The organism is Rhodococcus sp. 14C212, assembly GCF_011058195.1.
Lineage (GTDB): Bacteria > Actinomycetota > Actinomycetes > Mycobacteriales > Mycobacteriaceae > Rhodococcus > Rhodococcus aetherivorans.
In genome coordinates, this window is sequence record NZ_JAALEH010000025.1 from 1 (window position 1) to 22,797 (window position 22,797).

Consider the following 22,797-nt stretch of genomic DNA (forward strand, 5'->3'; position numbering starts at 1 on the left):
AGCCGGGCTCGGCGATGGCGCCGCTGCCCGGCATCTCCGCCAAGATCGTCGACGACAACGCCAAGCCGCTGGGGACCGGCGGCAACGGCTACCTGGTGCTCGATCAGCCGTGGCCGTCGATGCTGCGCGGCATCTGGGGCGACATGGACCGCTACCGGGACACCTACTGGTCCCGGTACGCCGAGGAGGGCTGGTACTTCGCGGGCGACGGCGCCCGCTACGACGAGGACGGCGCCCTGTGGGTCCTCGGCCGCGTCGACGACGTCATGAACGTCTCCGGGCACCGGATCTCGACCTCCGAGGTCGAATCCGCACTCGTCGGGCACCCCGCCGTCGCCGAGGCCGCCGTCGTCGGTGCCGCCGACGAGACCACCGGCCAGGGCATCGTCGCGTTCGTCATCCTTCGCGAGGGCGTGCAGAACTCCGGCGATCAGCTCATCGCGGAACTGCGCAACCAGGTCTCCACCGAGATCTCCCCGATCGCCAAGCCCCGGCAGATCTCGATCGTCCCGGAACTGCCCAAGACCCGCTCCGGCAAGATCATGCGCCGCCTGCTGCGCGACGTCGCCGAGGGCCGCGAACTCGGCGACACCTCCACCCTCGTCGACCCGAAGGTGTTCGAGGCGATCCGCGCCCAGGGCAAGTAGGCAGCGGAGCTGCCGGTGCGTCCTTCGGGCTGTCGTAGCCGCCCGAAGGACGCACCGGCCGCGCAGCGGCCCTCCTTTCCCGAGCGAATCAGATCGGACATCGGTCGTCCGGGCCTGCGACGGCTACGATTCGTGCCGGGATACGCCGGGAAGCCCGCTCGGCGGCGCTCCCCGCGTACCCCGAATTCGCGGATCGAAAGGCCTTCGTGAACCAGCCGCTGCGCTCGGAACTCACCCGGTACCTGCGTACCGAGACCGTCGGTGGCGCGATCCTCCTGGTCGCCGCGGCCGTGGCCGTGCTGTGGGTGAACTCCCCGCTCGGACCCGCCTACGAGGCGCTGCGCGACTTCCCCCTCGGTCCGGAATCGCTGCACCTGAACCTCACCGTCGGCACCTGGGCGCAGGACGGCCTGCTCGCCGTGTTCTTCTTCGTCGCCGGACTCGAACTCAAACGGGAGCTGGTGATCGGTGAACTGGCGGACCGTAAGAGAGCCCTGCTGCCGGTCATCGCCGCGTGCGGCGGCGTGCTGCTCCCGGCGCTCATCGCCGCTGCGGTCGGGTGGGGCAGCCCGGGCATGGACCGCGGCTGGGCGATCCCCGTCGCCACCGACATCGCTTTCGCACTCGGAGTTCTCGCCCTCACCGGTTCCCGCATCCCCACCGGCGCGCGTGTATTCCTGCTCAGTCTCGCCGTCGTCGACGACCTCATCGGCATCGCGCTGATCGCCGTCCTGTTCACCACGTCCATCGCGGCGCTGTGGCTGCTCGGGACCGTCGCGTGCGCCGCCGCCTACTGGTACGCCCAGCACAAGCGGATCAAGACCTCGTGGCTGTATGTCCCACTGGCGCTGCTCACCTGGTACGGCATGCACGAGGCCGGCATCCACGCCACCATCGCGGGCGTCGTGCTGGGCCTGCTCACCCGCGTCCGCGTCGACCCGGGCGAGCGGCAGGCACCGGCCGAACGGCTCGCCCACGACATCCAGCCCTGGTCCGCCGGCCTGTGCGTCCCCCTGTTCGCACTGTTCGCCTCCGGCGTCCCCATCAACGGTGAGGTCCTCGGTGACGTGTTCACCAGCCCGGTGGGCCTGTCCGTCCTGCTGGGCCTGCTGATCGGCAAGACCGTCGGCATCTTCGGCGCGTCCTGGCTCGCGATCCGCCTGGGCGTGGCCACCAAGCCGACCGGGCTGGCGTGGCAGGACCTGCTGGCGCTCGCCGTGCTGGGCGGTATCGGATTCACCGTGAGCCTGCTCATCGCCGACCTCTCGCTCGCCGGCATCGACGGTGGGGCGCCTGCGGAGATCGCGAAGGCGTCCGTCCTCGTCACGTCACTGATCGCCTCGCTGCTGGGATCGACGCTACTGTTACGGCGTGGGCGAGCCCACCGTAGTCAATACGAACCAACTGGAGGGGTCGACAAGTGAGCGTGACGAACGGGAACCGGAAGCAGGGTGACGGGGTACCGACGAGCATCTCGTCCATTCCGCTGACCGAGGTGCGCGCCCGCACTCCTCAGGAAGCGAGCATCGGGGACCTGGTCCGCGATGCCACCGCACAGGTCTCGACGCTGTTCCGCGCCGAGGTCGAACTCGCCAAGACCGAGGTCACCGGGGAGGTGAAGAAGGGCCTGCAGGGCAGCCTGTTCTTCATCCTGGCCTTCGCGGTCCTGGTGTTCAGCTCGTTCTTCTTCTTCTTCTTCCTCGCCGAACTGATCGACATCTGGACGCCCCGCTGGCTGGCGTTCCTGATCGTCTTCCTCATCATGGTCGTGGTCACGGCGATCTTCGCCCTGATCGGCTACCTGCGGGTGCGCAAACTGCGCGCCCCGGAGAAGACCATCGACTCGCTCAGGCAGGCCCGTACCGTCCTGCCGCAGCAGCACGACGCGGAGCCGGCACCGGGCCCCCGGCACGCGCGCTGACCCTCCACATGCAGGGCACCGTGTCCCTCCCCGACCCGTCCACGGTCCGGTACCCCGGGCCGTGGACGCACCGCGACATCCACGCCAACGGCATCCGCCTGCACGCCGTCGAGGCCGGCCCGTCCGGCCCCGACGCACCGCTGGCGCTGTTCCTGCACGGGTTCGCCGACCTGTGGTGGTCGTGGCGCCACCAGCTCACCGCCTTCGCGGACGCCGGATACCGCGCCGTCGCCGTGGACCTGCGCGGCTACGGCGACTCCGACAAGCCGCCGCGCGGCTACGACGGCTGGACCCTGTCGGGCGACGTCGCCGGCCTCATCCGTGCCCTCGGCTGCTCCGAGGCGACGCTGATCGGACACGCCGACGGCGGGCTGGTGTGCTGGGCGACGGCCGTGCTGCACCCGCGGCTCGTCCGGGCGATCGCCCTCGTGGACTCGCCGCACCCGATCTCGCTGCGGGACGCGGCGCTGCACGACCGCGCGCAGCGGGCGGCGCTGTTGCCCACGTTCCTCGCCTACCAGGTGCCGTGGCAGCCCGAACGCAGGCTCGTGCGCGACGATGGATGGGAGATCGAACGACTGCTGCAGGCCCGTTCCGGCGCGCGGTGGCAGCAGTCGGACGAATTCCGGGAGGTCGCGGAGCGGATGCGGTCGGCCATCCGGATTCCCGGCACCGCGCACTGCACACTCGAGTACCAGCGCTGGGCGTTCCGCAGCCAATGGCGGCCGGACGGACGACGGTTCATGGCCGCGATGGACAAGACGCTGACCCTGCCCGTCCTGCAACTGCACGGCACGCTGGACCCCTACGTGGTGCCGGCGACCGTGCGCCGGTGCGTACGCCACGCTCCGGGCCGGAAACTGCTCATGATCGACGACGCCGGGCACTACGCCCACCAGGAATGCGCCGACGACGTGACCGCCGCGCTGCTCGACTTCGCCGCCGGACTGTAGGGACGCTCGGCTCAGGCGATGCACGTACCCGTCGCCACCGCAGCGAAGGAATCGTCGGCCAGCTCCAGCTGACTGCTCACCTCCGCCGCGGTCAGCACGAATCCGGTATCGCTGTTGTCCACGGCCGCGCCGAACACGACGCCGAGTACCCGGCCCTGCTCGTCGACGAGCGGCCCGCCGGAGTTGCCCTGACGGATCGAACCGCGGACGGTGTACACCTCCCGTTCGACGGTGCCGGAGCGGTAGATGTCCGGCCCCTGCAGGTCGAGCGTTTCCCGGATGCGGGCGGCGCTCGCCGTGTACGGGCCCCCACCGGGATATCCGAGGACGAGGGCGTCCTGACCCGAATCGGCGGGGGCGGGCGCGAACGCGAGCGGCGCGACGTCGAGGCCCGGCACCGAGAGGATCGCGACGTCGACGGCGGGATCGAACAGCACGACCTCGGCGTCGAGCGCCCCACCGAGTGTCTCCACCGACACCGCCGACGTGCCGGCGACGACGTGCGCGTTGGTCATGACGCGTTCGGGCGCGACGACGAACCCGGATCCCTCGAGCGCACGCTGGCAACTCGGCGCGACGCCGTTGATGCGCAGCACACTCGGGTGCAGGTCGAGCGCGACGGGACTGGCGAGCACGCTCGGGTCCGGCGGCTCCACCTCGGTGATGGGCGTGCGGCCGAACGGACCGATCACCTCCGGCAGGCCCGAGGTGTCGAGCAGGGCCGAGAACTCCTGCGGGACGCCGCGCAGCCAGTCCGGGGCCAGCACGTCGACCGTGGCCAGCACCCGGGAGCCGCGTACGGCGGCCGAGATCTCCGGTTGCGACGACGCGGTGAGCGGAATCGCGAGCAGCCACGCCGCCACCAGCACCGCCACGGCCTGCAGACCGGCTCCGACCACGCTGTCGACGCCCCGCGCGACGGGGCTGTGCATGTTGCTCCGCGCCGCCCGGCCGAGCACCATTCCCGCGACCTCGCCGATGATGACGAGCACGACGATGAGCGCAATCCCGGCGAGGATCCGCATCCGCCCCTCCTCGACGTGCACGAGCACGTGCGGGGCGATGAGGATGCCGGCGACCGCGCCGAGCACCACGCCGAGGAACGCCAGCGCAGACGCCACCGCACCCTGGCGCAGGCCCGACGACGCGGCCACGAGCACGACCAGCAGGATGAGCAGGTCGATCCATCCGGACGGTGTCACGGTTCGACCACCCCTGTCTCGATCTCGGCGAGCGTGACCTCGAAGTCACGGATGTCGGTGTGGTCCCATGCGATCTCCCAGCCCGACACCGCGAACAGGCCCGCCAGGATCCCCGCGGTGAACCCCCACACGAGCATGTCGTCCACGAGGAACGCCGGTCCCTGATAGCCGTGTTCGTGCCGGATCTGGAAGCGGTTGTCCGGATCGAGCAGGTCGTGCAGAGACACCCGCACCACCCGGGCGGCCTCGCGGGGATCGACCACCCCGATGGGGGTGGGCTTCTCCCAGAAGGCGACCACCGGGGTGACGTCGAACCCGGACGGCGGGATGAAGATCTCGGGCAGCACCGTCAGCGGACGGACGCCGGCGGGGTCGAGGCCCGTCTCCTCCTGCGCCTCGCGCAGCGCGGTCGCGATCGGGCCGTCGTCCTCCGGGTCGGCGGCGCCACCCGGGAAGGCGATCTGCCCGCTGTGCTGACGCATCGTCGGCGCCCGCTGGGTGAGCAGGACGTCCGCGTCGGCGGGCAGACCGCCCCGGGCGAGGGGATCGGGTTCGGACGAGCCACCGAACAGCACGAGCACGGCCGCCGGACGGACGGTGAACCCGTCCGGTGCGCGGCGGTCGAGCACCGGGTTGACCTGGTGCGGATCGCTCGGCGCCACGGTGGACACGCGGCGCAGCCAGTACGGCGTCATACCCTCACCCCCAGGTGGTTCTCCACGGCTGCGGCCACCTCGTGGGCGCTGCGGAACGGCTGAGGCAGCACCTTCGCGACGGAACCGTCGGGCCGGATCAGGACCGTCACCGGCAGCACGGGAGGCGACTGCACCGCTGCCTGCACGCGCGCGGACCCGTCCTGCACCCCCGGCAGCCGCACGGCGTACTCGGCGAGCCGGGACAGGGCGTTGGCCTCGTTGGGGTCGGTGTGGACGGTGACGACCGCGACCGCGTCACCGGCACGCTGCGCGTACTCCTGCAGGTAGGGCAGCTCCTCGGCGCACGGCCCGCACCACCAGGCCCACAGGTTCACCAGCGCGGGCCGGCCCGCGAGCGCGGCGGCCAGGTCGACGCTGCTGCCGTCGCCGAGGCACTCGAACCGCAGCCCCGTGAGCGGCCCGGCCCCGTTCCCGGCCGGAGCCGGGCAGGGCTCGAGCGCCGCCGCGGCACGCAGCGGCGCGAGGGATTCGGGGGTGTCCTGGGCGCGGCGGTCCACCGGCGCCGCGGTCGGGCGCCCGCCGTCGGCGGCGGGCGCCGGGTCGTCGGCGTCGCGGGGCCAGATCGCGACGATCAGGGCCACCACGACGACGAGGGCCACCAGGCTCCAGCGGCCTGCGCGGGTCAGTTGCACCGGGTCACCGTCCGGCCAGTTCGAGCAGGTGCTCGGTCTCCGGTCCCTTCACCAGCGCGGCGGCGGTCACGGGGTCGGTCGGTCCGGTGCCGTAGGACGGGCAGTCCTTGGCCAGCACGCAGATGCCGCAGGCGGGTTTGCGGGCGTGGCAGACGCGACGGCCGTGGAAGATCACCCGGTGCGAGAGCAGGGTCCATTCCTTGCGGTCGACGAGCGCGCCGACGGCGTGTTCGATCTTGACGGGGTCGGTTTCCTCGGTCCATTTCCAGCGGTGCACGAGACGCTGGAAATGGGTGTCGACGGTGATGCCGGGGATGTCGAACGCGTTGCCGAGGACCACGTTGGCGGTCTTGCGGCCGAATCCGGGAAGTGTGACGAGATCCTCGAGGCGGCGCGGCACCTCGCCGTCGAATCGCTCGAGCAGGGCCTGTCCGAGGCCGATCAGGGAGTTGGCCTTGTTGCGGTAGAAACCGGTGGGCCGGATGTACTCCTCGAGTTCGGCCCGGTCGGCCTCCGCGTAGGCGCGGGCGTCCGGGTAGCGGGCGAACAGGGCCGGGGTGACCTGGTTGACCCGCACGTCGGTGCACTGCGCGGAGAGGATCGTGGCGACCGCCAGCTCGAGCGGCGTGGTGAAGTCGAGTTCGCAGTACACGTGGGGGAACGCCTCGGCGAGCCGCCGGTTCATGCGGCGTGCCCGTCGCACCAGGGCGAGCCGGCTCTCGGGTTTCCGCTCGCCTCCGGACACGCGTCGTCGGCGCACGTCGGGACTCTCGGACGGGGTCGCATGCACCTGCTCCACTGTACGTACCCGGCCGGTCGCGGATTCGGTGCTGTGTCGCTTCTGAGACCTTTCTTGTGTTTACTTCCCGGTATGCAAGCTCTTGCTGTCGTGCTCTTCCCCGTGCTGCTCATGCTGTTCGCATTGGCGATGGAGCGGGTCGAGTCCCGGCTGAGCCGTCTGTCCGTTCGCCAGCAGGAGGTCGAGGAGTTCCTCGACAAGGCGAGCCACGACGACGTCGCCACCCTGGCCAGGGAGGGATTCCCCCACGCTCTCGCCCGGTTCCACCGCCGTCGGCGGCGGGTCCTCGTCATGGAGCTCGACGATGCGGAGTCCGACATGGGAGCGCGCCGCGCGAGCTGATTTCGGGACGCATCGGTAGGATGCGTGGGCGTTGCTGCAGGAACGGCACGACGGCTGTCGTGGTGTCAATCACTCATGCCGAGTGCGCGCACAGTAGACTTCGTTTCCGTACGCGTTGCAGGTGGCCTGTCCGGGCGCCCGTGGACGTCGTGCAGACCCGGCAGCATGACGATGAGAATTTTCCCCAAAGGAGCGCACGTGGACGACGTCCTGGCCAGAGCAGGCATCTTCCAAGGAGTCGAACCCTCGGCGGTTGCGGCGCTGGTCAAAGAGCTTCAGCCGGTCGATTTCCCCCGCGGACATGTCATCTTCAACGAGGGTGAGCCGGGCGACCGCCTGTACATCATCGTCTCCGGCAAGGTGAAGCTCGGCCGCCGCTCGCCGGACGGCCGCGAGAACCTGCTGACCATCATGGGCCCGTCCGACATGTTCGGTGAGCTGTCGATCTTCGACCCGGGCCCGCGCACCTCCACCGCCACGACCGTGACCGAGGTCCGCGCCGTGAGCATGGACCGCGACGCCCTCAAGGCCTGGATCGACCAGCGCCCGGAGATCGCCGAGCAGCTGCTGCGCGTGCTCGCGCGCCGTCTGCGCCGCACCAACAACAACCTGGCCGACCTGATCTTCACCGACGTGCCCGGTCGCGTCGCGAAGGCTCTGCTGCAGCTCGCGCAGCGGTTCGGCACCCAGGAGGCGGGCGCGCTGCGCGTCACGCACGACCTGACCCAGGAGGAGATCGCACAGCTCGTCGGCGCCTCCCGCGAAACCGTGAACAAGGCGCTCGCCGACTTCGCCCACCGCGGCTGGCTGCGGCTCGAGGGCAAGAGCGTGCTCATCTCCGACTCGGAGCGCCTCGCCCGCCGCGCGCGGTAACAACCGTTCCACTAATCGAGGCCGGTGCATCGACGATGCACCGGCCTCGATTGTTCGGGAGGTCAGGCGAAGCTGCGCAGGTACTCGAGCTGGACATTGACCGACTTCTCCGCGACCGGCCACAGCGACGGGTCCACGTCGGCGTACACGTGTTCGACGACGGACCGCGGCGTGGCGTCGTCCCCCAGCACCCGCAGGGCGGCCCGCACCTGGTCGAGCCGCTCCTCCCGATGGGCGAGGTAGCCGCGGGCGATGGTCTCCAGGTCGGGCAGGTCCGGTCCGTGCCCGGGCAGAACGGTGTACCCGTCGCCCAGATCGATCAGCCGGCGCAGCGACCCGAGGTAGTCCCCGAGGTCGCCGTCGGAGTCGTCGAGGACGGTGGTGCCCCGGCCCAGGATGGTGTCGGCGGTGAGTACGCTGCGGTCGTCCTCGACGACGAAGGACAGCGAGTCCGCCGTGTGGCCCGGCGTGGCGAGTACCCGGATGCGCAGCCCGGCCGCCTCGATCACCTCGCCGTCGGCCAGACCCGCTCCCCCGCCGTGCCGGTGCCGGGCGTCCACGGCTCGCACCGCGCTGCCGGTGAGTTCGGCGAACCGTCCGGCGCCGTCGGTGTGGTCGCCGTGCCGGTGGCTGACCAGGGTCAGCGCCACGGGCACCCGGGCGACGCGCGCGAGGTGCGCCTCGTCGAGCGGGCCCGGATCGACCACGACGCACTCGTCGCTGCCGGGGGCCCGCAGGATCCAGGTGTTGGTGCCGTCGAGCGTCATCATCGACGGGTTCTCCGCCAGCACCACCGCGGCACTGGCGGTGACCTGTCGCAGCTGCGCGTACGCGGGGTGAACCAGCGTCATGATCCGGCCTCCTCCGTCGGAAGGTGTGGGGTGCGTCCCACTCTAGATCCGGCTCACCCCGCGCCCGTCAGCGCACCTCGGCGATGATCTCGACCTCGACGGGAGCGCCGAGCGGCAGTTCGGCCACGCCGACGGCGGAGCGGGCGTGCACACCCGCCTCCCCGAACACCTCGCCGAGGAGTTCGGACGCGCCGTTGATCACACCCGGCTGGCCGGTGAAGCCCTCCGCCGAGGCGACGAAGCCCACGACCTTCACGATGCGGACGACGTTGTCGATGCCGACGAGGCCGTCCAGCGCGGCCAGCGCGTTGAGCGCGGCGATGCGTGCCGCGGACTTGGCGTCCTCGGCCGAGACCTCGGCGCCCACCTTGCCGACGAGACCGAGCGTGCCGTCGACGAACGGCAGCTGCCCGGAGGTGTAGACGTGGTCACCGGTGCGGACGGCGGGAACATAGGCGGCGACGGGTGCCGCCACCGGCGGCAGGCTCAGACCCAGTTCGGCGAGCCGCGCCGTCCAGTTCCGCCCCGCGGAATCCTCTGCTGCCACGCGACTCAGCCCTTCGGGCGCTTGAGGTAGGCGACGTGCTGCTCGCCGGTGGGTCCCGGGAGCACCGACACGAGTTCCCAGCCGTCGGCTCCCCACGTGTCCAGGATCTGCTTCGTGGCATGGGTCAGTAGGGGCACCGTCGCGTACTCCCACGTTGTCAATTCGCTCATGTCTCGACCCTATATGCGCACCGGACTTATAGGCTCGACGTCGTGGCATCAACGACTGCTGAACACGAGGTCTGGCCGGCGAAGGCCGCGCAGGCGCGGCTGCACTTCGTCTCGGGCAAGGGCGGTACCGGTAAGTCGACCGTCGCGGGGGCGCTGGCCCTGGCCCTGGCGGCGGGCGGCCGCAAGGTGCTGCTCGTGGAGGTCGAGGGGCGGCAGGGCATCGCGCAGCTGTTCGACGTGCCGCCGCTTCCGCCGGTCGAGACCAAGATCGCCACGACGGACAGCGGCGGCGCCGTGTATGCCCTCGCCATCGACATCGAGACGGCCTTCCTCGAGTACCTGGACATGTTCTACAACCTCGGGTTCGCGGGACGGGCGATGCGCCGGATCGGTGCGATCGAGTTCGCGACCACGCTGGCGCCGGGCCTGCGGGACGTGATCCTCACCGGCAAGATCAAGGAGACCGTGGTGCGTACCGACCGCACCGGCGAACCCGTGTACGACGTGGTCGTGGTGGACTCCCCGCCGACGGGACGCATCGGCAGCTTCCTCGACGTGACCAAGGCGATGGCCGACCTTGCCAAGTCGGGTCCGATCCGGTCGCAGAGCGAAGGTGTGGTGCGGCTGCTGCACTCCGACGAGACGATGGTCCACCTGGTCACGCTGCTCGAGGCGCTGCCGGTTCAGGAGACCACCGACGCGGTGGCCGAGCTGCTCGCCGCAGATCTGCGGCTGGGCACGGTGATCGTCAACCGCACCGCCCCCGACTTCCTACCCGAGGAGATGGTCGACGAGGCCGCCGCCGGCCGGATCGACGCGGAGGCGGTACGCGAGGGGCTCGACCGCGCCGGGGTCGCCCTCGGCGACGAGGACTTCGCGGGTCTGCTGACCGAGACGATCGAGTACGCATCCACCCTGCAGGCGCAGCAGGTCAGCGCCGCCCAACTCGACGAGGTGAACGTGGCACGAATGCATCTGCCCGCGCTGGCGGACGGCGTGGATCTCGGCGGGTTGTACGAACTCGCCGAGCAGCTCGGCGAACAGGGCGTGCGGTGACCGCGCCGCGGGCGCACCACGCGCCCCCGCTCGACGTCCGGTCCATCCTCGCCGACCCCTCGTCGCGCATCATCGTGTGCACCGGTGCGGGCGGGGTCGGCAAGACGACGACCGCGGCGGCGCTGGCCCTGCGTGCGGCCGAGCAGGGCCGCAACGTCGTGGTGCTGACGATCGATCCGGCTCGGCGGCTGGCCCAGGCACTGGGCGTGCAGGCCCTCGACAACAGCCCGCAACTCGTGCAGCTGGGACCGGACGCGAAGGGCGAGCTGCACGCGATGATGCTGAACATGCGCCGCACCTTCGACGACATGGTGCTCGAGCACTCGGCACCGGAGAAGGCGCAGCAGATCCTCGACAACCCCTTCTACCAGACGGTGGCCTCGTCGTTCTCCGGCACGCAGGAGTACATGGCGATGGAAAAGCTCGGGCAGCTCGCGGCGAGCGACACGTGGGATCTGATCGTGGTCGACACCCCGCCGTCGCGGAACGCGCTGGACTTCCTCGATGCACCGCAGCGGCTCGGGGCATTCCTCGACGGGCGGATGATCCGATTGTTCACCGCGCCGGGCCGCGGGCTCGGGCGGCTGGTCACGGGCGCGATGGGCCTGGCCCTCAAGGCGGTCTCGACGATCGTCGGCAGCCAGATGCTCTCGGATGCCTCGGCTTTCGTGCAGTCCCTCGATTCGATGTTCGGCGGGTTCCGGGAGCGGGCGAACCGCACGTATCAGTTGCTGCAGCAGCCGGGCACCCACTTCATGGTGGTGGCCGCGGCCGAACCGGATGCGCTGCGCGAGGCGTCGTTCTTCGTCGAGCGGCTCTCCGAGGACCGCATGCCGCTCGCGGGTCTGATCCTCAACCGCACGCATCCCACACTGTGCCCGCTGCCGGCCGATCACGCCCTGACCGCGGCGGATCTGCTCGAGGAGCAGGGCCGGAAGGAGGACGCGCCGACCGAGGCCGTGCTCCGGGTCCATGCTCATCGGGCGGTGACGGCGAAACGAGAGCTGCGGCTGCTGGCCCGGTTCACGAGCGCGCACCCGCGGGTGCCGGTCGTCGGCGTGCCGTCGCTGCCGTTCGAGGTCTCGGACCTCGAGGCACTGCGCGCCGTCGCCGATCAGATGACCCGCGAGGCATAACCTCGCGGGTCTCGGGGGCGCGCGGTCAGACGGCGTTCTGGTGCTGGCGCTGCGCTTCGAAGAAGTCGGCCCAGGAGTCGACTTCGGGGTGCTGCTTGAGCAGCGCCCGGCGCTGACGTTCGGTCATCCCGCCCCACACGCCGAATTCGACGCGGTTGTCGAGGGCGTCGGCGCCGCACTGCAGCATCACCGGGCAGTGCCGGCAGATGACTGCGGCCTTGCGCTGGGCGGCGCCGCGGACGAACAACTGATCGGGGTCCACTTCTCGGCATCGGGCTTTCGATACCCATGCGATGCGTGCTTCTGCTTGGTCTACGTCGAGCCGGGCCGTCGGGGTGGTCATGTGCATTCAGTTGCCCCTTACTCTCCGAACGCCGTGTCACGGGTCCTGGAAGGCGCGCAGAATCGACGGCGTAGCACGACGGATCTGCACCACATTCCTATTCAGGTGTTATCTGCATCACACTGAGGACTCAATCTAGGTAAAGACTTCCCCGCGCGCAAGGTGGAGAAACACTTTTCTGGTACGCCCGTGCATCACTGCACGTCGGAGGGCTTTTGCCAGCGCAACGCGCACACGGGAACGCGTGCGCCGGGGCCTGCGCCCCGCGGTGGCACGTACTGTGTAACCGTGTCGATCGGAAAAACGGTGGCGAAGCTCGCAGGATGCACGGCACTGGGCGGAGTCCTGCTGGCCGGTGTGATGTTCCCGGCGGCCGGAGGCTTCGGCTACGTGTCGAACCGCGCCGCGGACACGGTGGACAACAGTTCCGCCGAACTCGTCGAGGGCGTGGTGCCGGCGGTCACCACGATGACCGATGCGGCGGGCACCCCCATCGCCTGGCTCTACGACCAGCGCCGGTTCGAGGTGCCGAGCGACCGGATCTCCAACGAGATGAAACTCGCCATCGTCTCCATCGAGGACAAACGCTTCGCCGAACACCAGGGTGTGGACTGGCAGGGCACCATCCGCGCCTTCCTCACCAACACCACCAGCGGTCAGGTCGAGCAGGGCGCGTCCACGATCGACCAGCAGTACGTGAAGAACTACCTGCTCCACGTGGTCGCCAAGACCGACGCCGAGCGGCGCGCGGCGATCGAGACGACGCCCGCACGCAAGATCCGGGAGATCCGGATGGCGCTGACGCTCGACGACGAGCTGACCAAGGACGAGATCCTCACCCGCTACCTGAACCTCGTGCCGTTCGGGAACGGGTCCTTCGGCGTGCAGGACGCCGCCCAGACGTACTTCGGCATCGACGCGAAGGATCTGAACGTCACCCAGTCCGCGATGCTTGCCGGCATGGTGCAGTCCAGCTCCGCGCTGAACCCGTACACCAATCCGGACGGCGTGCTGGCGCGACGCAACGTCGTGCTCGACACGATGATCCAGAACATCCCCGAGCGCGCCGCCGAGATCCGGGCCGCGAAGGAGCAGCCGCTCGGCGTCCTGCCCGAGCCGAAGACCCTGCCGCGCGGCTGCATCGCGGCGGGCGACCGCGGGTTCTTCTGCGAGTACGCCCTGCAGTACCTGGCCGAGGCCGGGTTGTCGCGCGAGCAGATCGACAAGGGCGGATACCTGATCCGCACCACGCTCGACCCCGAGATCCAGAACTCGGTCAAATCGTCCCTGGACAAGTTCACCAGCCCGACCGTCGACGACGTCGCGACGGTGATGAACGTGATCCGGCCCGGGGAGGATTCGCACCGCGTCCTGGCGATGGGGTCGAGCCGCGTGTACGGCCTCGACGGCGGGGCCTCGCAGACGGTGCAGCCGCAGCCGTACTCGCTGACCGGTCACGGCGCCGGCTCGGTGTTCAAGATCTTCACCGTCGCCGCGGCGATGGAGAAGGGCCTCGGCACCAGCGCCGTGCTGGACGTGCCGTCCCGCTACAACGCCCGCGGCCTCGGCGACGGCGGTGCCCCCGGCTGCCCGCCGGCCACCTACTGCGTCGAGAACGCCGCCCCGTACCCGGCGAAGCTGTCGGTGCCGGACGCGCTCGCGCAGTCCCCCAACACCGCCTTCGTCAAGCTGATCGAGGCCACCGGTGTGGACGCGGTCGTCGACATGTCGGTGCGGCTGGGCCTGCGCTCGTACGCACAGCCCAACACGTCCGGCTTCGGCGAGCAGAGCATGGTCGAGATGCAGAAGGCCCAGCACCTCGGCTCGTTCACCCTCGGTCCCACCTGGGTGAACCCGCTGGAGCTGTCGAACGTCGCCGCCACGCTGGCGTCGCACGGCAAGTGGTGCCCGCCGACGCCGATCGACGCCGTGTTCGACCGCGACGGCAAGCCCGTGCCGATCACCCAGCAGGCGTGCGAGCAGGTCGTCGAACCGGGTCTGGCCGACACCCTCGCCACCGCCCTGAGCAAGGACACCGCGGGCGGCGGTACGGCGTCCGGCGCGGCCGGCTCGGTGGGCTGGAACCTGCCGGTGGCGGCGAAGACCGGAACGACCGAGTCGCACATGTCGTCGGCGTTCGTCGGATTCACGAACAACCTGGCCGGGGCGGTCTACACCTACGGCGACTCCCCCACGCCGGGGCAGATCTGCAGCGGACCCGTGCGCCCGTGCTACGACGGCAATCTGTTCGGCGGCACCGAGCCGGCCCGCACCTGGTTCACGGCACTGCTGCCCGTCGCGAACAAGTTCGGGCCCACCGAGTTGCCGCCCGCGGACCAGAAGTACGTGCGCGGAGCCGGCAATGCCCAGGTGCCCAACGTCGTGGGCCTGAACCGTCAGCAGGCGAGCCAGCGGCTGATCGACGCCGGCTTCCAGGTGACGGAGACGACGGTCAAGGCGGAAGGCCGCAGCGGCACCGTCGCCTCGGTCTCCCCGTCCGGGTCGGCCGTCCCGGGGTCCACGGTGACGATCTTCATCAGCGACGGCTCGGTGCGCGCGGCGCCCCCCAGCCCGAGCGCGACCCCCGGCCGGCCGACCGAGAGCCAGGTGCCGGACACGACGGTGCCGGCCGCGCCGGCACCCATCCCGGGACGATGACCCTCGCCGCCCGGTCGCGCGACGACCGGGCGGCGTCTTCGTCTACAGGCGCGACTTGACGGCGGCGGACAGGCGCTTGCCGTCGGCCTTCCCCGCGGCGATCGCGGTCGCCGCCTTCATGACCTGACCCATCTGCCGCGGCCCGGGCCGCTCCCCGATCTCCTCGGCGACCTGCGCGATGGCGGTGTCCGCGACGTCGGCGAGCTCGGCGTCGTTGAGCGGCGTCGGCAGGTACCCGTCGATGATGCGGGCCTCGGCGTGCTCCTTCGCCGCCAGTTCGCCGCGACCGTTCTCGGTGTACACCTCGGCGGCCTCGCCGCGCTTCTTCGCCTCGCGCGCGAGCACCTTCACGACATCCTCGTCGGTGAGCTCGCGCGCGTGCTTGCCGGCGACCTCTTCGGTCTGGATGGCGGCGAGCAGCATGCGCAGCGTGCTGGTGCGCAGCGGATCCTTGTCCTTCATCGCGGCCGTGAGGTCGGCGCGGAGCGTGGACTTGAGCGAGGATGTGGTGTCGGACATGCCTCGACGCTACGCGGCGCCCTGCGAACCCGTGCGCGGACGAGCCCCGGCGGTACGCTGGAGACGTGCCTGACGTTCCCATTCTTCGACGTGCCGCGATCGGCGCGGCCGGTGCCGCAGTCCTGGGCCTCGGCTACGCGACGCTCATCGAGCGCAACGCCTTCGCCCTGCGGGAGGTGACGCTCCCGGTCCTTGCGCCGGACGCCTCGACGCTGCGCGTGCTGCACCTGAGCGACATCCACATGACGCCCGGGCAGCGGCTCAAGCAGAACTGGCTCCGCGAACTCGATCGCCTCGAGCCCGACCTCGTGGTCAACACCGGCGACAACCTTGCGCATCCGAAGGGGGTCCCCGCCGTCGTGCAGGCGCTCGGCGGCCTGCTCGCCCGGCCGGGGCTGTTCGTCTTCGGCAGCAACGACTACTTCGGGCCCCGGGTGAAGAACCCGCTGAAGTACTTCGACCGCGACCACGAGCGAGTGCACGGCGTGCCGCTGCCCTGGAGCGATCTGCGCGCCGCGTTCAGCGAGCGCGGCTGGCTCGATGTCACCCACGTGCGACGCGAACTCGAGATCGCCGGGGTGCGCATCAGCGCGGCCGGTGTCGACGATCCGCACATCGACCGGGACCGATACGACACCGTCGCGGGCCCGGCGAACCCGGCGGCGGATCTGCGGCTGGGGCTGACCCACTCGCCCGAACCGCGCGTGCTGGACCGGTTCGCGGACGACGGCTACGACCTCGTGATGGCGGGCCACACCCACGGTGGCCAGCTGTGCCTGCCGCTGGTCGGCGCGCTGGTGACCAACTGCGGGCTGGACCGGTCCCGGGTCAAGGGCGTGTCGCGCTGGGGCTCGCACATGCGGCTGCATGTGTCGGCGGGCATCGGCACGTCGCCGACCGCGCCCGCCCGGTTCTGGTGCCGGCCCGAGGCGACGCTGCTGACGCTGATCCCGGCCCCGCGCGAGCAGGCTCGCAGCACCGCGGACGCGGGTACCCGGAGCACGTTTTCACCGCACTGACCAGGCGATTTAACCGTCACACCGATCGTGCTGTAAGCTGACCGAGGTTCGAAACGGGGTGTGGCGCAGCTTGGTAGCGCGCTTCGTTCGGGACGAAGAGGTCGTGGGTTCGAATCCCGCCACCCCGACTCGTGAAGGACCTGATCGGGGCCCCTTCTCCGCACGGAGAAGGGGCCCCGATCCCGTTCTCCGGGCCTCGGCACGCCGCGCCGGACGCGATCGTGAAGTACGGTGAGCAGACCGGCACGTTTCCCGCCTCGAGCGCCCGGCTCGACGCCTCCCGGTGACAAGTCGGCCTCCACGAGGCCGCGCAAGGAGCGTCGCATGACGCACGACCACTCCGTACCGTCGCGACGCCCCCCTGCTCGATTCCCCACCCCGACCCAGACTCCCCGCGTCCTGCTCCGGCCGAGCTCGGCACCACCGTCACCGATCGACGGCTCCTGGTTCCCCTGGACCGCGAACCTCACCGACGAGCTGGACGAACTGATATCCGCGCTCACCCTGCGACTCGGCCCCGTTGCCCGGGTCTGCTTCGACTGGAACGCCCTGCAGATATCGCGAAAACGAATCGACGAGTTCGACCTCGACTCCGGCGGTATCGCACTGCGCGAGCCGGCACCCGGACAACCACCGCACACGATGTACTTCCTCGGGTGCAACGGCACACAACTCGTGCTGGTGCTCCTGTCGCCCGACACCGAGCCCGATCACGCCTTCGGCATCATGCGCACGCTGGCGGATTCGTAGTTCCGGCCGGCGACGTCGGCTCACCCCGATGTCCGACCGTCCCCGGAGTCCAGTGTTGCCCTCAAGCCGGAAAAGAAGAGGTCGAGGCCGCGCTCGAATTCGGCGGCGCCGTCGTAGGAGGCCAGTATCGGCGCGAGACGGCGCAGGAGCGGGAATTCGTCGACCGGTAGGCGATGCAGTCCCAGGCGGAGCAGGTCGTCGGACTCCTCGGGCCGCTCGACGAGTTCCTGCAATTCGTCGAGGACGTGACCGTGGAGGAATCCGAACAAGGCCCGGTAGACGTGCAAAGCATCGGCCGCGGAGAAGCCGGCCCGGGTGAGCAAGGTCAGGACGCCTTCGAGCGGGCGCAGTGTACCGAGAGGCCGCAGCGCGAGGGGTGTGGCCAAGGGGCGGATGACCAGCAACGGAACCACGTGTGGGTGGTCGAGGGCCAGTCGACGGAAATCCTTTGCGACCGTCCGCAGTTGATCTTCCCAGTCACCGTCCCGGGGGTCGACGGACAGTTGCTCGAGGACGATTTCGGCGACTCCGTCGAGGAGGGCGGCCTTGTTCGGCGCGTGGCGGTAGAGGGTCATCGGATCCCGGCCGAGAGCCTTGCCGAGGCGGCGCATCGAAAGCCCCTCGACGCCGTCGCGATCGATGATCGCGAGCGCAGACGCAAGGATCAATTCCCGGGTTCGAATGTTCCCGCCGGACCTGCCGTCGTCGGATCCGATCGAGCGGCCCGCAGGAACTTTCGGCATCACGGACTCCTCTCCGTTCGTCCCCACTGTAGTCCTATGCCGTAGGTCTACAGTGTTGACACCTCGAGGGCCTGGGGTGTTGACTGGGTCCACACCCCAGGCCCCGGAGGCCGCCATGATCAACGTCCTGCGACCGCACGCCCTGCTCGCCGCCGTGCCCTGCGGGCCGGGAGAGCCGAACGACAGCAGGCGAGAACGCGACTCCATGGGGTACGCCGTGGCAAGCCGCCGCAACCCCTGTTGATTCAGTCCTGCCGTGTGGGGCCGAATTCGGCATCGCACGTTGCGGACTCGAGGCGAAAGAACACGATGGCGATCTCCGACATCAAGGAATACGCGCACCTCACCGCGGAAGACGTCGAGGCGCTCAGCATCGAGCTGAACGAGATCCGCCGGGATGTCACCGAGTCGCTCGGCGCGGCGGACGCCGCCTACATCCGGCGCACGATCGCGTTCCAGCGTGCACTGGATGTCGCTGCACGGCTGATGATCTGCGCCAGCAGGGCTCGGGCCGGGTGGGTTCTCGGGGTGACAGCCCTCGCTGTGGCCAAGAGCGTGGAGAACATGGAAATCGGTCACAACGTCTCGCACGGGCAATGGGACTGGATGAACGACCCGGAAATCCACTCCACCACGTGGGAATGGGACATGGCCGGGCTCTCCTCGCAGTGGCGGTACTCCCACAACTACCGCCACCACGTCTTCAACAACGTCGTCGGCGTGGACGACGACCTCGGCTTCGGCGTCATCCGGATCACCCGCGACCAGCCTTGGCAGCCGGGGAATCTGGCGCAACCGCTGCGAAACCTGCTGTTGGCAATTACATTCGAATGGGGGATCGCACTGCACGGTCTGCATTCCGCGAACGAGCACGCCGGCAGCGAGGCCGAGATGACCGTCCACAGGCGAGCACTGACGGGAAAGGTTGTCCGCCAATCGCTGAAGGACTACCTGGTCTTCCCCGCTCTCAGCGGTCGTCGCTGGCGGCGTACCCTGACGGCCGATCTGGTCGCGAATCTGCTCCGGAACCTGTGGTCGTACGTGGTGATCTTCTGCGGGCACTTTCCTGACGGCGCCGAGAAGTTCACCCTCGTCGAGCTCGAGCACGAGACAAAGGCGGAATGGTATCTCCGGCAGATGCTCGGAAGCGCCAATTTCCGCGCGGGCGCGGTGATGGCTTTCCTGAGCGGTAACCTCTGCTACCAGATCGAGCATCACCTGTTCCCGGATCTCCCCAGCAACCGCTACGCAGAGATCTCCGGGAAGGTCCGGGCGCTGTGCGACAAGTACGATCTGCCGTACACCACCGGTTCGCTCGTCCGGCAGTACCTTCTGACGTTGCGCACCATCCACAAGCTCGCTCTGCCTGATCGATTCCTGCGGGCGACCTCCGATGACGCCCCGGAAACCGCCTCCGAGCTGAAGTTCCGCTCCCCGGCTACCGCGCCGGTCGTTCCGCCGGCGGCCCTTCGGCCCGGCCGTCGGGCAGTTCCGCGGACCTTGCACCTCGACCGGCGCAACCGCCGGTGAGGGACGGACTCCACCCGGCAACGGGTTGATCCCCCGGGGGTGGGGCCACGGAAGAGCACGTGGCAAGGATAGCCTGCCCTCATGAACAAGCTCAGACACCTCGGCCGCCTCACCGCCGCGACCCTGCTCGTCACCTTCACGGTCGCGGCGTGCGGCGGCGCCGCCGAGTCGACCCGCGACACCGGCGCCGGCAACGCCGACGTCGCCACCGGCGGCCGGCTGTTCGCCACCGCCGACGCGGAGACGGCGAAGCTCGGCAGCGACGCGGCACCCGGACAGTTTCCCCGTGTCGTCACCCACGCTCTCGGCGAGACGGAGATCGCGGCCAAGCCGCAGCGCGTCGTCGTGCTCGACGGCGGCGAACTCGACGACGTCCTCTCCCTCGGCCTCACGCCCGTGGGCATCGCGAGTCCCGAGGGCGCGGCGGAGCAGCCGTCGTACCTCGCGGACCGGCTCGCCGGTGTCGCTGACGTGGGCACGATCAACAACCTCGATCTCGAGGCCATCGGCACGCTGCGGCCGGATCTGATCGTCGGCAGCAAGCTCCGCGCGGACAAGATGTACCCGCAGCTGTCCGCCATCGCCCCGACCGTGTTCTCGATCCGGCCCGGTTTCCCGTGGAAGGAGAATTTCCTGCTCGTCGCGGACGCGCTGGGCGAGGAGGAGAAGGCCGAGTCGGTCCTCAACGCCTACCAGACCCGCGCCGACGAGGTGCGGGACTCGATCCAGGGCGATCCGAGCATCTCGCTCGTGCGGTTCATGTCCGGCAAGATCCGCCTGTACGGGAACCTCTCGTTCATCGGCGTCATCCTGCAGGACGTCGGGCTGCGCCGTCCGCCGATCCAGGACATCGAGGAACTTGCGGCCGAGGTCAGCCCGGAAACGATCACGGAGGCGGACGGCGACCGGATCTTCTACTCGAGCTACGGCAGAGAAACCGACGAGGCGGCCGTCGTCGGCGGCCCGCTGTGGTCGAGCCTCACAGCCGTGCAGCAGGGGCGCGCCGTCGCGGTGAGCGACGAGACATGGTTCCTCGCACTCGGCCCGACCGGCGCGATGCTCGTTCTCGACGACCTCGAGCGATTGCTCGCACGGCAGTAACCGACATCGGCGTCAGATCGTCACCTCGTCGCGCCAACGGGTCAGCAGCGCGGCGTCACCGAACACGTCGAACCGGTCGAGGGAAGCCCGGTTCCACAGGAGGAGCAACAGATCCGACGCCGGCCCGCGGACTGCGACGTCCCCCTCGGCGTGGGTGTGGACGACGGAAGGTTCGTCGGCATCGAAGGTGATCGACCATTCGCCCTCGCCCGCGGCGAGGGCGGGGTCGGTCGCATGCAGGTGCATCGTCTTCCCCGACCAGGACGGCGACCCGGCACTCCCCGCCCCGGCAAGGGCACGGAACGGGAGCAGCACCCCGAAGAGTTCGTCGATGCCCTCAACGGCCAGTGCGGTGTCGACGGGCGTGGTGCCCTCGCCCGTGGCGAGCTCGGCGTCGATCCGGTGCAGCGCAGTTTCGACCGCCATGCGACGGACCCAGAACGAAGCCGGTTGCGGTCCGGCGAAGGTCTGCTCGTCCGCGTGCGGATCGGCCGACTGCACGGCCTCCGTCAACTCCTCGAGTCCGTCCCGCACCCATGCAAGGACGGCGGCCCCGCCCGGAGCGGGTGGGATCTCGGTGCGACCGCCGGTCCACAACCAGGCCGCCGCGTTCCGGTGCACTCGGCCGACGTGCCCGAGAAGCCGCTCGACAGACCAGCGCGGGCAGGTCGGGACCGGCCGGTCGAGCCGGCCTTCGCCGGCGGCGAGCAGCCGCTCGGTGTCCGCGCGCAACAACGCCGGATAGGAGGCTCGATCCATCCCTCGATTATGGGTGGCTCCCCCGTCGCGCCGAAGCCCCGGCGCGCCGGGCTGGGACCGCGCGGTCAGCGGGCCGTCTCGCGCACTCGCAGTGTCACCACGTCGAGGGGGTCGCCGACGTCCGAGAGCCCGTCGGATTTGCGGGCGGTGACGGCCCCGAACTCGACCGTCTCCACGCCGTGGGTGCCGGCGAAGGCGTACAGGCCGTAGGTGCCGTTTGCCGCACTGTCGCTCACCGTGAAGGCGATTCGCTCCTCGCGGGTCTCCCCCGGTGCCAGATCGACGTCGATCGGGCCCAGGACCGGTTCGCCTTCCTCGCCGTTCGGACGGACCGCACTGCCCCACACCTGACCCGTGTAGGGCGCGTCGCCTGGTGCTTCGACGAGCATGGTGGCTTCGATCACCCCGCCCGAGGCGGGCAGCGTCGTGGCCGTGTCTGCCGTGAGCGAGACGCGTACGGGAAGATCCGTCCGGGGAACGTCGGGGCGGGTCGACGACGGGGACCCGTCGCCGATCTCCGGCCAGCCGTTGGCCCACACGATCCGGTCGATCATGCCCTCCCGTCGCTGGGCACCGCTGGGCAGCTGGAGATCGTCGCGGGGAATCGCGTGGTAGACGATCCAGTCGTCGCCGGCGTCGTCGGTCACCACCGTGTTGTGCCCGGGTCCCGCCCACGGATCACTGCCGGCCAGGATGAGCGCGCCGCCACCGCCGTCCAGGTCGTCCCCCTTGCGGTCGACGTACGGGCCGGTCAACGACTCGGACCGGCCGACGAGCACCCGGTAGGCGGTGTCGGCGCCGTTGCAGCAGTGACCGGAGGAGAGGAACAGGTAGTAGTAGCCGTCGCGGTATTCGACGTGCGGCCCCTCGAAGCGTTCGTCCGCGACCCGGACCGGTTCGCCTGCGGGCGCGGTTCCGTCCGCTGCGAGCGGGATGGCGTAGACGCCCTTGAAGTTCCCGACGAACATCGTCCTCGTCGTGCCGTCGTCCCACACGAACGGATCGATCGTGCCCTGGACGCCGACGTCCTCGGCACAGAACACGGGACGGCCCAGGTCGGTCCACGGGCCGGCCGGTCCGGGTGCGGTGGCGAGGCCGATGCACGGATTCGCCCCGTCCGGCAGCGCGTAGTAGAGGCTGTACCCGGTGTCCGACTCGATCACGTGGGGAGCCCAGACGTAGTTGTTCTCCGGATGCCATCCGGGAATCTCGGAGAACACGTCGTCGACGTACATCCAGTCCGTGAGGTCGAAGGACTTGAAGACGGACATCCCCCGTAGTCCCCGGCCGTCTCCCCAGTCGTCGCCAGTGGTGTACATGTAGTACGCCCCGTCGGGCGCCCGCACGATACTGGGGTCGGCCGCGACGGGCTCGACGATCGGGTTCGCCGCGGCGGGTGGTGCCGGCGCGATCAGGAACGCGAGCAGCGACATCGCCGCCGCGACGGACCCACGACGGACGTGGCGTCGAGCCGCGTGTGTGCCGCCCGCTTTCTTCCCCGTCTCGAACTTCCGCACGTCGCTCCCACCG

24 protein-coding genes, 1 tRNA gene and 1 pseudogene are annotated in these 22,797 nt (G+C 69.9%); 14 read left to right on the forward strand and 12 right to left on the reverse strand.

Annotated features, from left to right (window positions below; genetic code table 11):
• The 4 genes and pseudogenes from G6038_RS13395 to G6038_RS13410 form a co-directional block, all read left to right on the forward strand.
• Positions 1–647, forward strand: a pseudogene (locus G6038_RS13395) (AMP-binding protein); the annotation flags it as partial.
• 206 nt (positions 648–853) lie between these two features.
• Positions 854–2,071 (forward strand): Na+/H+ antiporter NhaA, encoded by a 1,218-nt coding sequence (nhaA, locus tag G6038_RS13400; RefSeq protein WP_165038359.1) that lies wholly within the window; start codon positions 854–856, stop codon positions 2,069–2,071.
• A complete protein-coding gene (locus tag G6038_RS13405) occupies positions 2,068–2,568 on the forward strand; it encodes a phage holin family protein (protein ID WP_165038360.1) in 501 nt (166 codons plus the stop codon). Before nhaA ends, G6038_RS13405 begins: the two co-directional genes overlap by 4 nt.
• An 8-nt stretch (positions 2,569–2,576) precedes the next feature.
• The gene (locus tag G6038_RS13410) at positions 2,577–3,521 is read left to right on the forward strand and encodes an alpha/beta hydrolase (protein ID WP_165038361.1); all 945 of its coding nucleotides are present in this window, start codon (positions 2,577–2,579) and stop codon (positions 3,519–3,521) included.
• An 11-nt stretch (positions 3,522–3,532) separates the two neighbouring features.
• Here G6038_RS13410 and G6038_RS13415 read toward each other — a convergent pair whose 3' ends face one another.
• Genes G6038_RS13415 through nth form a run of 4 tightly spaced genes read right to left on the reverse strand, consistent with a single transcriptional unit; the run spans position 3,533 to position 6,870 of the window.
• Entirely contained in the window at positions 3,533–4,723 is a 1,191-nt protein-coding gene (locus G6038_RS13415) for a MarP family serine protease (RefSeq protein ID WP_165038362.1), read from the reverse strand.
• On the reverse strand, positions 4,720–5,418 hold the full coding sequence (locus G6038_RS13420; RefSeq protein WP_165038363.1) for a CoA pyrophosphatase: 699 nt from the start codon (positions 5,416–5,418) through the stop codon (positions 4,720–4,722). Before G6038_RS13420 ends, G6038_RS13415 begins: the two co-directional genes overlap by 4 nt.
• The gene (locus tag G6038_RS13425) at positions 5,415–6,071 is read right to left on the reverse strand and encodes a TlpA disulfide reductase family protein (protein ID WP_346772815.1); all 657 of its coding nucleotides are present in this window, start codon (positions 6,069–6,071) and stop codon (positions 5,415–5,417) included. Before G6038_RS13425 ends, G6038_RS13420 begins: the two co-directional genes overlap by 4 nt.
• Positions 6,072–6,075: 4 nt before the next feature.
• Positions 6,076–6,870, reverse strand: coding sequence for an endonuclease III (gene nth, locus G6038_RS13430; RefSeq protein ID WP_165038364.1), 795 nt, complete (start codon positions 6,868–6,870; stop codon positions 6,076–6,078).
• 72 nt (positions 6,871–6,942) lie between these two features.
• On the opposite strand from nth, the gene G6038_RS13435 reads away from it, so the two are divergent.
• Together G6038_RS13435 and G6038_RS13440 are read left to right on the forward strand one after the other, a co-directional pair.
• Positions 6,943–7,212 carry a hypothetical protein gene (locus tag G6038_RS13435; protein ID WP_029547213.1) on the forward strand — a complete coding sequence of 90 codons (270 nt, stop codon included), beginning with the start codon at positions 6,943–6,945 and terminating at the stop codon, positions 7,210–7,212.
• 198 nt (positions 7,213–7,410) lie between these two features.
• The gene (locus G6038_RS13440; RefSeq protein ID WP_003935274.1) at positions 7,411–8,085 is read left to right on the forward strand and encodes a Crp/Fnr family transcriptional regulator; all 675 of its coding nucleotides are present in this window, start codon (positions 7,411–7,413) and stop codon (positions 8,083–8,085) included.
• A 62-nt stretch (positions 8,086–8,147) separates the two neighbouring features.
• Here the strand turns inward: G6038_RS13440 and G6038_RS13445 are convergent, their stop codons facing one another.
• The 3 genes from G6038_RS13445 to G6038_RS13455 all read right to left on the reverse strand — a co-directional run bounded on the left by G6038_RS13445 (position 8,148) and on the right by G6038_RS13455 (position 9,653).
• Positions 8,148–8,936 (reverse strand): MBL fold metallo-hydrolase, encoded by a 789-nt coding sequence (locus G6038_RS13445; RefSeq protein WP_165038365.1) that lies wholly within the window; start codon positions 8,934–8,936, stop codon positions 8,148–8,150.
• Between the two features lie 67 nt (positions 8,937–9,003).
• A complete protein-coding gene (locus G6038_RS13450; RefSeq protein ID WP_165038366.1) occupies positions 9,004–9,483 on the reverse strand; it encodes a RidA family protein in 480 nt (159 codons plus the stop codon).
• Between the two features lie 5 nt (positions 9,484–9,488).
• The gene (locus G6038_RS13455) at positions 9,489–9,653 is read right to left on the reverse strand and encodes a DUF4177 domain-containing protein (RefSeq protein ID WP_006945567.1); all 165 of its coding nucleotides are present in this window, start codon (positions 9,651–9,653) and stop codon (positions 9,489–9,491) included.
• A gap of 42 nt (positions 9,654–9,695) precedes the next feature.
• Here G6038_RS13455 and G6038_RS13460 point away from each other — a divergent pair, with 42 nt between their 5' ends.
• Together G6038_RS13460 and G6038_RS13465 are read left to right on the forward strand one after the other, a co-directional pair.
• Positions 9,696–10,709, forward strand: a complete 1,014-nt coding sequence (locus tag G6038_RS13460) for an ArsA-related P-loop ATPase (protein WP_165038367.1) — start codon at positions 9,696–9,698, stop codon at positions 10,707–10,709.
• Positions 10,706–11,845, forward strand: a complete 1,140-nt coding sequence (locus G6038_RS13465) for an ArsA family ATPase (RefSeq protein ID WP_165038368.1) — start codon at positions 10,706–10,708, stop codon at positions 11,843–11,845. The genes G6038_RS13460 and G6038_RS13465 overlap by 4 nt, the downstream gene beginning before the upstream one ends.
• Positions 11,846–11,870: 25 nt before the next feature.
• Here G6038_RS13465 and G6038_RS13470 read toward each other — a convergent pair whose 3' ends face one another.
• A complete protein-coding gene (locus G6038_RS13470) occupies positions 11,871–12,194 on the reverse strand; it encodes a WhiB family transcriptional regulator (protein ID WP_165038369.1) in 324 nt (107 codons plus the stop codon).
• A gap of 300 nt (positions 12,195–12,494) precedes the next feature.
• Between G6038_RS13470 and G6038_RS13475 the strand changes: the two genes are divergently transcribed.
• Positions 12,495–14,846 (forward strand): transglycosylase domain-containing protein, encoded by a 2,352-nt coding sequence (locus G6038_RS13475; RefSeq protein WP_165038421.1) that lies wholly within the window; start codon positions 12,495–12,497, stop codon positions 14,844–14,846.
• 42 nt (positions 14,847–14,888) lie between these two features.
• Here G6038_RS13475 and G6038_RS13480 read toward each other — a convergent pair whose 3' ends face one another.
• Positions 14,889–15,365, reverse strand: coding sequence for a GatB/YqeY domain-containing protein (locus tag G6038_RS13480; protein WP_165038370.1), 477 nt, complete (start codon positions 15,363–15,365; stop codon positions 14,889–14,891).
• A gap of 65 nt (positions 15,366–15,430) precedes the next feature.
• Between G6038_RS13480 and G6038_RS13485 the strand changes: the two genes are divergently transcribed.
• The 3 genes from G6038_RS13485 (at position 15,431) to G6038_RS13495 (ending at position 17,134) form a co-directional block, all read left to right on the forward strand.
• Positions 15,431–16,384: a metallophosphoesterase gene (locus tag G6038_RS13485; protein ID WP_165038371.1), complete on the forward strand. Its 954-nt coding sequence runs from the start codon at positions 15,431–15,433 to the stop codon at positions 16,382–16,384.
• Between the two features lie 54 nt (positions 16,385–16,438).
• Positions 16,439–16,512, forward strand: a tRNA-Pro gene (locus G6038_RS13490).
• Between the two features lie 196 nt (positions 16,513–16,708).
• Positions 16,709–17,134 (forward strand): DUF5994 family protein, encoded by a 426-nt coding sequence (locus tag G6038_RS13495; protein ID WP_165038372.1) that lies wholly within the window; start codon positions 16,709–16,711, stop codon positions 17,132–17,134.
• Between the two features lie 20 nt (positions 17,135–17,154).
• Here G6038_RS13495 and G6038_RS13500 read toward each other — a convergent pair whose 3' ends face one another.
• Positions 17,155–17,877 carry a TetR/AcrR family transcriptional regulator C-terminal domain-containing protein gene (locus G6038_RS13500; RefSeq protein WP_165038373.1) on the reverse strand — a complete coding sequence of 241 codons (723 nt, stop codon included), beginning with the start codon at positions 17,875–17,877 and terminating at the stop codon, positions 17,155–17,157.
• A gap of 309 nt (positions 17,878–18,186) precedes the next feature.
• Here G6038_RS13500 and G6038_RS13505 point away from each other — a divergent pair, with 309 nt between their 5' ends.
• A complete protein-coding gene (locus G6038_RS13505) occupies positions 18,187–19,407 on the forward strand; it encodes a fatty acid desaturase (RefSeq protein WP_165038374.1) in 1,221 nt (406 codons plus the stop codon).
• An 81-nt stretch (positions 19,408–19,488) separates the two neighbouring features.
• Entirely contained in the window at positions 19,489–20,508 is a 1,020-nt protein-coding gene (locus tag G6038_RS13510; RefSeq protein WP_165038375.1) for an iron-siderophore ABC transporter substrate-binding protein, read from the forward strand.
• A 12-nt stretch (positions 20,509–20,520) separates the two neighbouring features.
• Here the strand turns inward: G6038_RS13510 and G6038_RS13515 are convergent, their stop codons facing one another.
• Entirely contained in the window at positions 20,521–21,267 is a 747-nt protein-coding gene (locus G6038_RS13515; RefSeq protein WP_165038376.1) for a maleylpyruvate isomerase family mycothiol-dependent enzyme, read from the reverse strand.
• Positions 21,268–21,332: 65 nt separating this feature from the next.
• Positions 21,333–22,784: a family 43 glycosylhydrolase gene (locus G6038_RS13520; RefSeq protein WP_165038377.1), complete on the reverse strand. Its 1,452-nt coding sequence runs from the start codon at positions 22,782–22,784 to the stop codon at positions 21,333–21,335.
• Positions 22,785–22,797 lie beyond the last annotated feature (13 nt).

Coding starts and splice junctions, on each gene's coding strand:
- G6038_RS13410 (WP_165038361.1), top strand. CDS start 2,577: ATGCAGGGCACCGTGTCCCTCCCCGACCCGTCCACGGTCCGGTACCCC.
- G6038_RS13420 (WP_165038363.1), bottom strand. CDS start 5,418: ATGACGCCGTACTGGCTGCGCCGCGTGTCCACCGTGGCGCCGAGCGAT.
- G6038_RS13435 (WP_029547213.1), top strand. CDS start 6,943: ATGCAAGCTCTTGCTGTCGTGCTCTTCCCCGTGCTGCTCATGCTGTTC.
- G6038_RS13445 (WP_165038365.1), bottom strand. CDS start 8,936: ATGACGCTGGTTCACCCCGCGTACGCGCAGCTGCGACAGGTCACCGCC.
- G6038_RS13455 (WP_006945567.1), bottom strand. CDS start 9,653: ATGAGCGAATTGACAACGTGGGAGTACGCGACGGTGCCCCTACTGACC.
- G6038_RS13470 (WP_165038369.1), bottom strand. CDS start 12,194: ATGCACATGACCACCCCGACGGCCCGGCTCGACGTAGACCAAGCAGAA.
- G6038_RS13480 (WP_165038370.1), bottom strand. CDS start 15,365: ATGTCCGACACCACATCCTCGCTCAAGTCCACGCTCCGCGCCGACCTC.
- G6038_RS13495 (WP_165038372.1), top strand. CDS start 16,709: ATGACGCACGACCACTCCGTACCGTCGCGACGCCCCCCTGCTCGATTC.
- G6038_RS13500 (WP_165038373.1), bottom strand. CDS start 17,877: ATGCCGAAAGTTCCTGCGGGCCGCTCGATCGGATCCGACGACGGCAGG.
- G6038_RS13505 (WP_165038374.1), top strand. CDS start 18,187: ATGGCGATCTCCGACATCAAGGAATACGCGCACCTCACCGCGGAAGAC.
- G6038_RS13510 (WP_165038375.1), top strand. CDS start 19,489: ATGAACAAGCTCAGACACCTCGGCCGCCTCACCGCCGCGACCCTGCTC.
- G6038_RS13515 (WP_165038376.1), bottom strand. CDS start 21,267: ATGGATCGAGCCTCCTATCCGGCGTTGTTGCGCGCGGACACCGAGCGG.